The organism is Rhodococcus sp. B50, assembly GCF_013602415.1.
GTDB lineage: Bacteria > Actinomycetota > Actinomycetes > Mycobacteriales > Mycobacteriaceae > Rhodococcus.
In genome coordinates, this window is record NZ_WPAG02000002.1 from 2,203,324 (window position 1) to 2,216,651 (window position 13,328).

The following is a 13,328-nucleotide window of genomic DNA, read 5'->3' on the forward strand; positions in this document are numbered from 1 at the left end:
CGATGAAGCTTCAATTCAAGGTCCAGCAGTATCAGACCCATGCTGTCGACTCGGTAGTCGAGGTGTTCACCGGCCAGCCCAAGGATAATGGCGTCTCGTATCGGATCGATCCGGGTCGCCGCCGACGGACAGGTGAGGAGTCGTTGTACTCCGATTCGGGTTTGCGGAACGCCGAGCTCGCGCTGACCGGTGCCCAGCTGCTGGAGAACGTCCACAAGGTGCAGCGTTCTCGAAACCTTCCGCTGTCGACCAAGTTGGAGGACAGCAAGGCGGCACCAGGCGCACCGAATCTGGATGTCGAGATGGAGACGGGCACCGGGAAGACGTACGTATACATCAAGACGATCATGGAGTTGCACAAGCGGTACGGCTGGTCGAAGTACATCGTTGTCGTTCCGTCGATCGCGATTCGCGAGGGTGTGAAGAAGTCGTTCGAGGTGACCGCCGAGCACTTCCAACAGATGTACGGGACCAAACCACGCTCGTTCATCTATAATTCGGCCCAGCTGCACGAGGTGGAGCGGTTCAGCGCCGACGCCGGTGTGCAGGTGATGATCATCAACATCCAGGCGTTCAACTCGTCCGGCAAGGACAACCGACGCATCTACGACATGCTCGACGATTTCCAGTCCCGTCGGCCGATCGACGTGATCAAGGCCAATCGACCAATCGTGATCATCGACGAACCACAGAAAATCGGTGCGGACAAGTCACTCGCGTCTTTGTCCGAGTTCAACGCGTTGATGGTGCTGCGCTACTCGGCCACACACAAGGTCGAACACACCAAAGTCCACCGACTCGACGCCCTCGACGCCTACAACCAGAAGCTGGTCAAGAAGATCGCGGTCCGCGGCATCACCGTCAAAGGGTTGGCCGGCTCGACCGCCTACCTGTATCTCGATGCCATCGAGATCGCCAAGGGCGCCAAACCTCGTGCTCGCGTCGAGATCGAGGTGCAGACCAAGACCGCCATCAAACGTCAGGTCAAACGAGTCGACGTCGGCGCGAACCTGCATGACATTTCCGGTGGCATCGAGGCGTACAAGAGCTTGTTTATCACCGACATCGACGCCAACCGCGACGTGATCGAACTCAGTAACGGTGACGTCGTCGTCGCCGGTCAGCTCGCCGACCGTGACGTCACCGAGGAGACGAAGCGTCGCATCCAGATCCGTGAGGTGATCCGCGCTCACCTCGACAAGGAACGCGAGCTGCACGCGCAGGGCATCAAGGTGCTGTCGCTGTTCTTCATCGACGCGGTCGCGAAGTACCGCGACTACGAACGCGAGGACACTCTCGGCGACTACGCCCGCTGCTTCGAAGAAGAGTATGCGCTGATCCGCGACGAGTTACTCGGTGAACTCGCACTCGACGGTGCCACCGAGGCGTACCAGGAGTACCTGCGCCGCGATGGCGTCCGCGCCGTACACGAGGGCTATTTCTCGATCGACAAAAAGACCAAACGTCAGATCGACGGCAAGGTCAGCGGTCGGGGCGACGACAAGGGTGAGTCCACCGACACTGACGCTTACGACCTGATCCTCAAGAACAAGGAACGTCTGCTGTCGTTCGACGAACCGGTGCGGTTCCTTTTCTCGCACTCTGCGCTGCGTGAGGGTTGGGACAACCCCAACGTGTTCGTCATGGGCATGCTCAAGAAGAGCGACAACACTACCTCACGACGCCAGGAAATCGGCCGAGGCCTGCGCCTGGCGGTCGACCAGCACGGCGTACGCATGGACAACCCGGTCACCGTGCACGACATCAACGAGCTGACCGTCGTCACCGACGAGTCCTACACCAATTTCGTGATTGGACTGCAGCAGGAAATCGCACAATCGTTGTCGGCTCGCCCCAGCAAAGCAAGCGTCAAGTTCTTCACCGGCAAGACTATTCAAACCCCAGCCGGAGAGTCCGTCGTCGAGGAAGCACTTGCGCAGGCGCTGTACAAGTACCTCATCAAGAACGACTATCTCAACGACGACGACACAGTCTCCGAAACCTACAAGCAGGCCAAGGAAGCCGGCACACTCGCCGAACCCACCTCCGAGCTGCTGCGGCCGGTCATCGACTCCGTCTGGCCGCTCGTGGACGCACTGTATCTGGACGTCAAGGTCATCGGCGAGGACGGCCGCAAGCCGAAGAAAATCCCTCTCAACGAGGCCAACTTCGTGAAGAAGGAGTTCCAGGCGCTCTGGAACCGGATCAATCACAAGGCCGTCTACCAGGTGCAGTTCGATTCGAACGAGTTGATCCGCAAGTGCATTCAGGCACTCGACACACTCCTTAACGTCGCCGCGATGCAGTATGTCGTCGAGGCCGGGCAGCAGCGCAATGAACTCGAGGTCGATGACCTCACCCGTAGCACTGGATTCGACACATCGAACACGACGACACACACCGAGACTGCCAGCGCGGGATCGCAGGTGAAATACGACCTTCTCGGTGAGATCACCGAGAAGACACAGCTCACCCGCCGTACTGTGGCTGCCATCCTCGGAGGGGTCACGCCAGCGACATTTGCGAAGTTCCGGCTCAACCCGGAGCAGTTCATCACCGAGGTCGCCCGGCTCGTCAACGAGCAGAAGGCCACTGTGATCGTCGAGCACCTGACCTACGACACACTCGAAGATCGCTTCGATTCGGCGATCTTCACGGAAAACCAAACGAAGCAAGACTTCGCGCACGTCGGGAAGAAGCTTAAGAAGCACGTCTACGACTACGTGGTCACGGACTCCAAGATCGAACGCGACTTCGTGGACCGCATCGATACCAGTAGGGAGGTAGCGGTTTACGCGAAGCTACCCCGAGGCTTCTTTATTCCGACGCCGGTCGGAGATTACAATCCCGACTGGGCAATCGCCTTCACCGAAGGCAGCGTCAAACACATCTACTTCGTCGCCGAAACCAAAGGCTCATTGTCGAGCCTTCAACTCAAGGGAGCCGAGAAGGCGAAGATCGAGTGCGCGCGAAAGTTTTTTGCCTCGCTCAACATGAAAAACGGACAGGACGTCAAATACGATGTCGTCACCGATTACACCGAGCTGATGCAACTCGTGACCGCGTAGCTTATACGGGCCACCGATCTGCGGTCCAACCAACTTCTGCGGTTGGAAAGGAAATTTACGGCACCACCCGGTCGCGGGAGGACCGCTGTTCCTCGATGTCGCAATGCGGCGGCGGAGATCGGTAGGCACCGCGGCGAGGCAATCGCATACATCGGCCGTGGTACAGGGCGGGGTGCGCCCCGCCCGGGCCTCGCGCTGATAGCTTGGTGCGCCCACGCCCGTCGAGCAAGTCCAGCGGAGGACGACAAGGAGCGAATTATACATGCCGCATGGGAACGGACCGTCGATCACGCGTCAGCGCTGCGCATAGCAGGACTATTCGCAAACCAGCACTCCCCTGCGGATTTTGCGATCAATTGACTCTCGACGGTGTCATCGATTCCTGTCGTGTCGCAGGAACTCCTACCCGCATAAATCTGCGAGCAGGGCCTAAATGGCCGTGCGAGGGTGCTCCAGTCGGACTCCGTTGATGCACCCTTGTGCCGTATAGGCGTTCTGAGAGGGCGGCATCGGTTCGTATACAACGCTCGTTCCAATGACGCGATGCGCTAGCAGCTAATCCTTACCTGGCACCTGATGGCACGATGCGTCGTACATCGCGGGTAAAACGGCGTGGCCCTACGTGTCAACCCGACACGAAAATCTTGGTCCGATGCCAACCAAGATAGCGACGGTCAGGCCCATCCGCATTGCTCGGAAGAATCAATTTCTCTGCTAACGGAGGCTTCCCGAACGCTCGACGTAGTGGCTCGTCCTCTTCCAACGCACGTTCCAGGTCTTGTGCATAAGTGATAGAGAGGTCTTCGGCGACTGTGATCAATCCGGTGTCGAAAGCGACGTCGTGCGTGGGGCAGGCAGCCAGCCCGTTCAGGTGGTCGAGCCGTTCCTTGTTCGAACTGTCACGCCACGGCTTGATATGACTGGCCGTCAGCATTCTCGGCCGACGTCGACCACCGACGACGCTGCTCATCCCACAAAAAACGCACCGATTGTCGTGGTTGCTCATCACAGCTCTTGCGAAGCGGTGTTGTCCGATTCGCACCGTTGACGTGAGTACGCGCTGCGTTACTTCGATCGGGACGTCCGAGCGGTCACGAGCCCATTTCTCGATCGTCCCTTCCAACTCCGACTCGATCTCACTGGGAACGAGTTCCTCCTGACCTGCAAGCCAGAGAGTTCCTCCGTGCTCCAGCTCTAGGAAATCCGGCAACGAATCACGATCGATACCTTCCGTCCGAGCCGCTCGCAGAATTCGAAGATAGACATCCTGCAACAGCGCGCTGTCGGCACTCATTCGGGCCGAGACTTCGAGTTCATGTCGGCCACCATTGCTACGCGTCCCGTCGAGGTTCGCCATCTTTGCCAGGATGCTCGTCGGGGGCCGTTTGTACAGTTCTGCAAGTTTTTGCACCGGGAAGCCCGCACGATGCGCGCTGCCACTACCGAACCGGCTGTGGTCGACAAGCAGTGAGGCACACAGGCAGAGGACGACTTCGCTCGGCACGAAGTTCACCTGCCTCTGCCCTGGCGTTACCGGCTGCCTGGCCAGAACTGAGCGCCATTCCATGCGGAGCGATTGGTCCGACGGCTCCAGAAAGTCACTGAGGCTGTGCATGCCCCGGCGATTCACCACTGTCCTACCTCCACATCCACACGCTCGTCCGTCGCGCAAACAAGATCGATGTTCGGCGCGAAGCCGCACGCCCCGGGACCAAGAAAACTCAGTGGTCCCGCGGCGCTACCCCGATGAACGGACGATCCGATCGCGTGTCTGAGACGACTACCACAGTCCGCCTTCGAGCCTCCACGCCTTTGTCAGCAGACCAACCAGTTCTTCCTGACGCTCCTCGAGGATGTCGGCCGTCCACTTCTTCTGTTGCAGGACCTGAGTCGTGATCGCGAAGGATGCCACGCCGTACTTTGTCGTGAAGTACTGGGTCTTCTTGCGGTCGAAGTCGTAGTTCCCTGCCGAAGCATTCTTCGTCCGATTCAGCAGCACCAAGTTGCCGAGTCGGTGAGTCCAGAACTCGCGCTGTGCAGGAGTGAACCATTTCATCCAATCCGACCCGACCTTCGGATTCTGCGGGAGCACATGTTCGACCGAGATGCGCGGGTGGTCGTACGAGACTCCGGACGCATTCGACAACAACTCATCGAGCCGGAGAAGTACGTACTTCCGCACGGGAGCGACCTTGTAGATCTCGCCACGCAGGCGATCACCGGTTTCCTTGACCTCGTCGCCACTCAACTCGAACGCAGGCGAATCGAGACCGTGGCCGGCCGTAAGGTCTTTCAGCAACTGGATGTAGCGAGAGGCTCTGGGAGTCGCATACACGCGCCGGACGAGCATGCTTGCCGCGAGTCGCTCGAGGGAGCGGAAGAAGCTGTTGAGGAACTCCGGGTCATCACTCTTGTTTCTCAACGCCCACAGAGCAGGTGCACGCCAGTCGCTGTTGTCCACCTGGTCCAGTCGCTTCAGCCACCGGTTCACCTCCTCCGCACCCGACGAAGAGGTGTAGTTCTGATCCCGCAAGGTGCCATATGCCTCGGCGTACGGCACCACGACAGAGTCGACGAACTCCGCTCCCTTGCCGGGAATGTATGACGAGAGGACCGATTCCTCAAACTCCTTCAGCAACTCCTTCTTGGGACGTTCTTTGACGACAATCGTTCTGATATGCAGGAATAGATCAGCGAAGTCGTCTGTCCCCAGAGCCTCTTCAGCATCGTCCCACCGATCGGCATACTCGTCACGCCGGCTCTCGGCCACGTCGCCGACGACCCGCGCTTTGAAGATGTCCGCCGCCGACAGATCCAGACCACGAGAGTTCATGACGCTGAAAATCCTGTGTGCGCTCGCAAGGTCCGGAGTAGTGACCACCACGAGGAAGGTTCGGGCCGCAAGCATTTTCGTGAGTTGAAGCCGACGATCCTCGACCCATTCGGATATCGTTCCGAACAGTGCGCGACCATTTCCGTGGATGGCGCGCTGCGCGTCCGTCCTCAGATTTCCCGGCTTGACGTATTCAAGAAGCTTGATCCCGCCAGGCGACTGGACGTGCTCGGCGAAGAACTCGCGATCTCTGGCTCGAAGCGCCAATCGCGGTTTGCTTTCGAGGTCGAGCATCAGGCTTCCCTGCTCCTGAAGCATCGCATCGATTTGCTTTGCGAGTTCCGGGTTCGTCGTGGAGTCACGAAGCACCGCGAGCAGGATTGTCAAGGTCGTGAGACGTTGCTGGCCATCGATGACTTCTGCGCGCGCCGCATTCGGCGACTTGACCAGAACGATCGACCCGAGGAAGTACGGTTCGTCGCCGCCGCGATCCATTGCTTCCACAAGGTCCTCAAGTAGCTGGCCGGCCTGCTCGACCTGCCACGCATAAGGCCGCTGATACTCCGGAATATGGAAGTCGTAGTCGCCACAGAAGACCTTGTTGAGCGGCACTTCACGCGCCTCGAGCTGCTGCATGGCGTCCATCATGCAGCATGCGCTGCGGACTCAATGATGCAGCCCCCCAAGGCTACATAGATCAGCGGATCAGGCTCAGCACACAACAGCGATGGCGAGCTTTGCAAGATCCGCGACGAGGTACCCGGCGCCCGTCAAGCCAATTGCCGTTTGAAGATCGCAAGGTAGAGCTGACCCTTCACATTCCCCGTCAGATTGCCCATCAAAGGGATGTTCTGGTAACTGATCATTTCCCACCCCTGCGCTCCGAGACCGTTCAAGCGGTCGCTGAAGTTCTGCAGCGACTCTGCTTGCTTCTTCGGGTTCCACCGCTCGGTGACACTGATCGACTCGGTGAGATATTCCCACTTGACCAAAGGATGCACGTCTACTCCGTTGTTCTGGTATCCGAGCCGGGGTCGTCTCGGTCAGCGCGACCCCGGCTTATAGATTCGATGTCGAATCAGCAGGGATTCGGCTCGGTCAGCTTCACAACCGAGAGCACCGCGTCACCTTCACCGATCGGAACACCTACGCCCGGAGTCTGTCCGACCACGACCCAGTTCGCATCGAGTACCTGGTTCCGTCCCTTGCCGGTCGCATCGGTACTACGCGAGTAGAAGACGCCGAGCTCCTGAATAAGGTTCTGCGCGTCCTGAAGATTCATGCACACCACGTTCGGCATGGGAACCGTCGTCGGGACAGGCGCAGCCGACGACGTGGTGGTTCTCGGCGCAGCCACAGGAGCAGGAGGCAACTCGGTGGTGGAAGAACTCACGGGTGCTTTCGTCGTGGTCTCCGCCGACGTACGTGCCTGGGTCGTCGTAGACGGTTGAGACACCGATGATGTCACGGAAGTCGAGGCCGATTCTGTTGTGGACTCGGAATCCGAGCCGCAGGCCGACAGACCTGCCGCCAACCCCACAACCGTCAAGACGGTCCCTGCAGCACGAACAGAAGTACCGACGCTCCACGACATGATCTATCTCCTTCTGAAAACCGGCACTTCGAGCCGGACAATGGAGAATCGTCGCGAGTAACTCTGTCGTTACACGGGATTCGGGATCGAAACACCCTTGTCGACCGCGCATGCGTTCTGAAGCCAGCCGGCTATCGCACGCGCTGTCTCATACCCACACCCCACGCTGAGCAAGGATCCACCTCACTGGGTCCAAGCACCGGAACGGCGAAATGCCGTTGTGGTGCAGTCGATCCCCCACCGGCGACTCGCCGAGAGCGGAGACAGCGAAGAATCTGCTGTTCAGCGCTACACCGGTATGCGGCTGATCCACCGACATCACCATCGACTTCGCTTCCAACTTGTCCAGCAGACTCCGAACCTCCTCGTGAAGGAGTCGTCCGTCCATCTCGTTGTACGGCGCGTACTGCAGACTCGGGTCGCGGGAGAACGCTGCACCCGGTTGTCCCATGATCTCGCTCCAATCGCTGCCCTCCACGTTGTGGAGTGCTTGGAGCGCATCAAATTTGGAGAGCACGACGGCGAGGTTCGGTGTGGAGTTCCCGATGATCGAGAGAACTGTGCGCAGCACCGAACGCGGGTCACCGCCGACCCGTTCCTGCACCGGCACCAGGTCGTGCAGCTGCTGACGTACGGATTCGACCCGAAGCGGATCGAACATGAACACCACACCGTCGGCCTGCGCGAAGAATCGCATGTGCTGGACGTGGACGTTGTTCGGGTTCTCGAGGTCCTCCCCGGCCACGTCCCGCAGGATCAGGTACTGACGGCGTCCGTTCCATACCCCGAGCGAGAAGATCAGCGGCTCACGCTGATACTGGTTGCTCGTATGCGCGGCGGGAGTCGGTTCGAGGATGCCGCGTTCTTCGTACAGCGGCTTCTCGTACAGCTCGCGATACACCATCTCCGTCTCGGACGTCGCCGGCTCTACGACGCAGTTCAGTCGCTCCCCGAGCAGTTGGAGCGCCTTGACGAGAACCGCGATGTACACGGTCTTTCCGGTGGCACGCGCTCCGGCCATGGCGATACAGGTGGTCTGCGCACCCCGAAGTCCGACAGGGAGTCGGTAATGGCAGGTCGGGCATGCCTCTACAGCCGGCCCTCCGGCCTTCTCCTCAACCGTCTCGGCCTCGGGCCACCAGTCCGCCCCTGCTGCAGCCGGGCGGTCGAGGTAGACAACCTTCCCCGACCGGACAGGTGTCCCTTGATGAGCAGTGGCGATCTGGTCCGGCTCGACCTCGGCGGGCGCAGTAGGCAACCAAGCAGTCCGGTCGGCCGGCAGGTCGGTGAAGCACCGTGGGCATTTCGTCATCGGAGGGCACCTTCCGTGTGCGTGCCAGCGGCCAGTCCCGCCACGAGCGACTTCACGGTTCGGAACAGATCCTGCGGATCGTCCAGCCATCCGCGACTCGCGCGCGTCTCGGTCGCGGTCGATACGACCGTGCCGCCCGGTTCGAGCTCGTTCCGCGAGTCCTCTCCGGCCTGCAGGATGATGGGACGCCGGCGCACCCCCCCGACCGGCACCGCCGTGTGATCCGCCGGCACAGCGTCGGTCACCGTGAAGACAAGAGTGGATTCGGCGGGGTGCGACCGGTCGACGGTGGAGGACCGGAAACCGATACCCAGTCCGGCAGCGTCCAGCGCGCCCTGCACGGTGTCTGCAGCGCGACGTAGTTCCTCGATCGGCAGCGCCGTGACCTTGTGTCCGATCAGGTTCACGTGCAGTTCCTCCCGGCGTCCGACGACAGCAGCGATGCCAGTCAAAAGGTCGACGACGTCGCGTACAGTGCCGTTCTCGATGAGGGGAAGCATCGACATCGTGATGTCGATGTCGACCTCGACCCGAACCTGCCTGGACTCCGGCAATCGGTCCACACCCAGCACTCCTCGGGCGGCCGAGCGCGCTCGCGCACCGAGTTCGTTCAGCGGGACGTCCACTGCGGTCTTGCGCGCGCGGACGACGAGCCGATCATCGACCGGGGTGATGGTGGCAAGTTCGACATGGTGCAGTCCCGACACGTCCAGGGGCGTGAGCTCGGCCCGATCCGGGTCGACGGCATTCGTCGTGTCCACTGCGACGATCGCCTGAAGCACTGTGCCCTGCGGGAATCCCGAGTCGTTCCCAGGGGTGGCAACCACGACGACATCCCTGTCGATCCGCGGCAACACCACGAAGCCGGGCTTCGGATGCAGCGCCGATGATAGGTCCTGGCCGTCCGCGGTCGTCGCACGAACGACCACCGGAACGTCGAGCGCTGTGACGGTGACGGCCAGCGGTTGCCGAGGCAACTCCACCCGCCCTGCACCGTCGAGTACGTAACCCGGCATCAGATCGATCCTCTCGGTCCGGAAATCACACGTTCGGCGTCCGCCAGCCGCTGGTCGAACCACCACACGACGAAGGCTTCGTAGGCTTCGCACACCCGGCTAGCATCGCGGCGACCGCGAGCTCGCAGTTCGGCGTGGATCGTCGTCATCACAGCCCCGGGCCCACGGAACCACGACGCGGGCAGCAGACGCGTCACCACCTCGTCGAGCAGTCCCTGCCGGCCACCGTCGGACTCGATCACGAGCCGACTCAGCAACTCGGTCTGCGCCGACAGTCCGCCCTCTCTCGGTGCTCTGGGCGAACTGAACACCGCATGCGCGAGCAGCCACTCGATTCCGATGACACCGGATTCGACGAGTTCGACGATCGACTCGATTGCATATCTCGCTTCGGTCGCAACAGCGTCGACGAGTGCGTCCTGGTGTGTCGCCGGCAGGTCGAGTTCCGCCCACGGATCTCGATGCGGTCGTGCAAGTGCTCCCAGGAGAAACACGACAAGCCGCGCGAGCACGTCGCCCGGAAGGTCGGCTGCGTAGTGTCGGGCGTAATCGGTGAGTACCGGTAGTCCGTCCTGCTGCCAGGCACGATCGAATTCGGTCCCTCCGACGGTCGACCAACTCTCCTGCCAACGGATCGCGGCCCAACTCTCTGCAAGGGCATCGAGGTACCGATGCCCATGCCAGCGCCCCCTCAACTCCCCGCGACGTACTCGGATCAGGTGAGCGGCGACGGCTTCGACATCCGACGCCCATGCGTTGCACACGACAGCGTCCTGCAGATACCTCGGCGCAACCACCTGTGGGAACGTCTCGATTGCCTGACACCATTGAACGGCAGTCCATTGCTGGGCTGCGACCACCTCATCCAGGCTGTCGACACTCGCAGCGCCGTCTTCGAGTTCGAAGAAGGCACGCCACGACGCAACCGTCGCCAGATCGCTGCGAACACGTCCACCGCCGGCGGTGAGCCCGAAAACACCTTCGGCAACAAGGACACTCACCGGGGACGTCACGACGGAACTGTCCGCCACGAGCTCATCGAACGTCGGCCGCTCCCTCAGGCTGCTGGCGACCCATGCGAAGACCGAACGCTCCAAGCGGCGCCCCAGTGGTCGGGCGAGGAAGTCGGGATGCGTGACCACCGCCGGCTGCACGAAGTCGACACAGGTGGTCTCCCCCACCTCTCCGATCTCGGCGACCACCGCAGGTCCTGCCTTCGGATCGCACAGGACGGGCACGACCGCGAGTTCGAGAATCTCGAAAACGCGATCCTCACTGCGTGCGGTGAGAAGTCCTGCTCGCACCACCACATCGATCGTGCGTAGAGCTTCCACAGCGACGTCGAGGCGATCGCTTCCCGCGCCCACCTGGTGTCGGAGCCGGTCGATTGCGCGCTCTGCCGCGGTGACGAGATCCGGTGCGCGATCACAGTGATCGAAGAGTTCGCGGCGCACCGGGTCGGCACTCGCGATCCATCCGACCTCGTCGAATGCGCGATGCGCAAAGACCAAGGCGGCGAGAGTGTGCACCGCCGGTGCCAGGGTGTCGTCGCGTGACCAGCGATCGAGTGCTCGAGCCGCGTCCTCAGTGCTGTTGCCGAGGTTGTGTTCCACAATATTGGCGATCAGTGCCGCCCATTCCGTACCTGCGACAGTCTCCGGACTGTGTTCCAACAGAATCGTCGTCGCTTCGTCGAGAGCGTCGTGGAGTTCGTCGTCCGACACCACGGCCATCGCCAACGGCCACATCGGTGAGAGACCGTCGTCGCCTACTTCCGCTGCGATCGCGTCCTGACGGGCAAGCGCACGTCGTGCTGGGTCTTCCTCCACCAAGACCGTCTGGGCGAGCAGCGACCAGGGAGTCACCGGCACGAGATCGCCGTTGTCGACACAGTGCGGTTCGCCGTCGAGTTCACCGAGATCGGGCGACTCGTCTTCTCCGAAGACGACGCATCCGGGTGTATCTCCGGGCAGGTCGTCGAGCGGCACTGCGATCAGGTGTGCGCCGCACGCGACGGCGTCGTCCACTGCGTGTAGCCGATCGAACGTCGACCACCCGAACCGCCGGCTCGTGCCGGGCGACATGAAGTGCGAGACCGAGGCGATCCACAGCGCTGCTCTGTGCGGATTCCGGCAACCGAGAACGACCGGAGGTCCGCCTTCGAGCGCTCGTGCCACCGCATCCAGAAGAACACTGAAGACACCGACGCGCCATGTGTCCGGATCGAGCAGGAAATCCAACACGGCGTCGCGGGAGACGAGATCGCTCGGTTCCGGTTCGGTGGCACCGAGAGTTGCCGCGGCGACCTCGTCCGCACCGTAGGGCACGAGCCAACCCGACGAACCCCACCGCTCGATCGGACGACCATCGGTCGCCTCGCTACCGACACGATCGATGAGGCAATGCGCGAAGACATTTCCGGGTCGTCCCGACGCATCCGCACCGGCCGGAACCGTGTGCCAGTACATACCGGTACGACCCGCTCCGGGCGCGTACATCAACCGTCGTGGGCGATTGCGGAGCTCCTCCGCATTCGGGAAACGAGGAATCGGAGGGACCGCGTCGAATCGCGTCACGATCCCCGCTCGCAACCGTTCCTTCTCGTCCGCGTCGAGGTCGCCGGTGATGTTGTCGACCGTCGCGTAATTCCCCAGGGGTTTCCGTCACGGAATTCCCCATGTCCGGGTGTGCTGAGTCGAGGGTAGCCGGACCGGTGCCCGGGTTGGTTCAGTTCGCGGCCGCGGTGCGGTTTCCGGGGCGTTTGCGTGGCCGGTAGGACGGGCCGTCCATCAGGATCTGGTGGCTGGTGTTGATCAACCGATCGAGCAGGGACTCGGCCACGACCGGATTCGGGAACAGCGGATACCAGTCCTTCGGGGCCCTGTTGCTCGTCAGAACCAACGGCTTGCCGGCGATCGCCCGATCGGACACCAGATCGTAGAGATCATCGGACTGGGTGGTGGTGTGCTCGCGCATCGCGAAGTCATCGATGATCAACACCAGCGGCCGGGTGTACTCGCGCATCCGTTGACCGATGGTGCGGTCGGCGTGTCCACCGGCCAGATCGGCGAGCATCCGGGAACACTTGACGAACCGAACGTCCCCACCGCGGCGGGCCACGTGATGCCCAAGTGCCTGTGCCACATGTGTTTTGCCGACACCGACAGGCCCGTAGAGGATCACCGACTCGCCGGCGTCGAGCCACCGCAGGGCGGCGAGGTCCCGCAGCATCGCGGCCGGGAGTTTCGGGTTGGCGGTGAAATCGAAGTCCTCGAAGGTGGCCTGCTGCTCGAACTTGGCCCGGCGCACCCGCCGGGCCAAGGCGGCGGTTTCCCGGCGGGCGATCTCGTCCTCACAGAGCACCTGCAGGAACTCGAGGTGCCCGAGCTGCCCATCGCGGGTCTGCGCCAGGCGCGCATCGAGAGTGTCGAGCATGCCGGTCAGCTTCAATGTCTTCAGTGCAGCACGCAGGCTGGGATCGTGAATCGTCATGACAGAGTCCTCC

The 13,328-nt window shown here is 61.7% G+C and carries 10 protein-coding genes; 2 read left to right on the top strand and 8 right to left on the bottom strand.

The window, feature by feature from the left end:
• Positions 1-2: 2 nt before the first annotated feature.
• A complete protein-coding gene (locus tag GON09_RS10445) occupies positions 3-3,068 on the top strand; it encodes a type III restriction-modification system endonuclease (RefSeq protein ID WP_213931735.1) in 3,066 nt (1,021 codons plus the stop codon).
• 625 nt (positions 3,069-3,693) lie between these two features.
• Here the strand turns inward: GON09_RS10445 and GON09_RS10450 are convergent.
• From GON09_RS10450 to GON09_RS28330, 4 genes are all read right to left on the bottom strand, one after another.
• Entirely contained in the window at positions 3,694-4,572 is an 879-nt protein-coding gene (locus GON09_RS10450) for an HNH endonuclease (protein ID WP_307854350.1), read from the bottom strand.
• Positions 4,573-4,848: 276 nt separating this feature from the next.
• Positions 4,849-6,537, bottom strand: coding sequence for a DUF262 domain-containing protein (locus tag GON09_RS10455; protein ID WP_213931736.1), 1,689 nt, complete (start codon positions 6,535-6,537; stop codon positions 4,849-4,851).
• Positions 6,538-6,671: 134 nt separating this feature from the next.
• Positions 6,672-6,902 carry a DUF4177 domain-containing protein gene (locus tag GON09_RS10460; protein WP_183070676.1) on the bottom strand — a complete coding sequence of 77 codons (231 nt, stop codon included), beginning with the start codon at positions 6,900-6,902 and terminating at the stop codon, positions 6,672-6,674.
• Positions 6,903-6,979: 77 nt separating this feature from the next.
• Positions 6,980-7,183 carry a hypothetical protein gene (locus GON09_RS28330; protein ID WP_060651576.1) on the bottom strand — a complete coding sequence of 68 codons (204 nt, stop codon included), beginning with the start codon at positions 7,181-7,183 and terminating at the stop codon, positions 6,980-6,982.
• Here GON09_RS28330 and GON09_RS28335 point away from each other — a divergent pair.
• Positions 7,182-7,352 (top strand): hypothetical protein, encoded by a 171-nt coding sequence (locus GON09_RS28335; RefSeq protein ID WP_244865477.1) that lies wholly within the window; start codon positions 7,182-7,184, stop codon positions 7,350-7,352. The genes GON09_RS28330 and GON09_RS28335 overlap by 2 nt on opposite strands.
• Before the next feature lie 291 nt (positions 7,353-7,643).
• On the opposite strand, the gene GON09_RS10470 is transcribed toward GON09_RS28335, so the two are convergent.
• From GON09_RS10470 to istB, 4 genes are all read right to left on the bottom strand, one after another.
• Positions 7,644-8,807, bottom strand: a complete 1,164-nt coding sequence (locus GON09_RS10470) for a TRAFAC clade GTPase domain-containing protein (RefSeq protein WP_213931738.1) — start codon at positions 8,805-8,807, stop codon at positions 7,644-7,646.
• Positions 8,804-9,823, bottom strand: coding sequence for a hypothetical protein (locus GON09_RS10475; RefSeq protein WP_213931739.1), 1,020 nt, complete (start codon positions 9,821-9,823; stop codon positions 8,804-8,806). Before GON09_RS10475 ends, GON09_RS10470 begins: the two co-directional genes overlap by 4 nt.
• Positions 9,823-12,477, bottom strand: coding sequence for a GAP1-N2 domain-containing protein (locus GON09_RS10480; protein ID WP_280521669.1), 2,655 nt, complete (start codon positions 12,475-12,477; stop codon positions 9,823-9,825). The genes GON09_RS10475 and GON09_RS10480 overlap by 1 nt, the downstream gene beginning before the upstream one ends.
• A 73-nt stretch (positions 12,478-12,550) precedes the next feature.
• On the bottom strand, positions 12,551-13,315 hold the full coding sequence (gene istB, locus GON09_RS10485) for an IS21-like element helper ATPase IstB (RefSeq protein WP_064257733.1): 765 nt from the start codon (positions 13,313-13,315) through the stop codon (positions 12,551-12,553).
• Between the last annotated feature and the right edge of the window lie 13 nt (positions 13,316-13,328).

What these genes read in the sequence shown, in the direction of transcription:
- GON09_RS10470 (WP_213931738.1), bottom strand. Translation starts at nt 8,807, where the DNA reads ATGACGAAATGCCCACGGTGCTTCACCGACCTGCCGGCCGACCGGACT.
- istB (WP_064257733.1), bottom strand. Translation starts at nt 13,315, where the DNA reads ATGACGATTCACGATCCCAGCCTGCGTGCTGCACTGAAGACATTGAAG.
- GON09_RS28330 (WP_060651576.1), bottom strand. Translation starts at nt 7,183, where the DNA reads ATGAATCTTCAGGACGCGCAGAACCTTATTCAGGAGCTCGGCGTCTTC.
- GON09_RS10445 (WP_213931735.1), top strand. Translation starts at nt 3, where the DNA reads ATGAAGCTTCAATTCAAGGTCCAGCAGTATCAGACCCATGCTGTCGAC.
- GON09_RS28335 (WP_244865477.1), top strand. Translation starts at nt 7,182, where the DNA reads ATGCACACCACGTTCGGCATGGGAACCGTCGTCGGGACAGGCGCAGCC.
- GON09_RS10455 (WP_213931736.1), bottom strand. Translation starts at nt 6,537, where the DNA reads ATGCAGCAGCTCGAGGCGCGTGAAGTGCCGCTCAACAAGGTCTTCTGT.
- GON09_RS10475 (WP_213931739.1), bottom strand. Translation starts at nt 9,823, where the DNA reads ATGCCGGGTTACGTACTCGACGGTGCAGGGCGGGTGGAGTTGCCTCGG.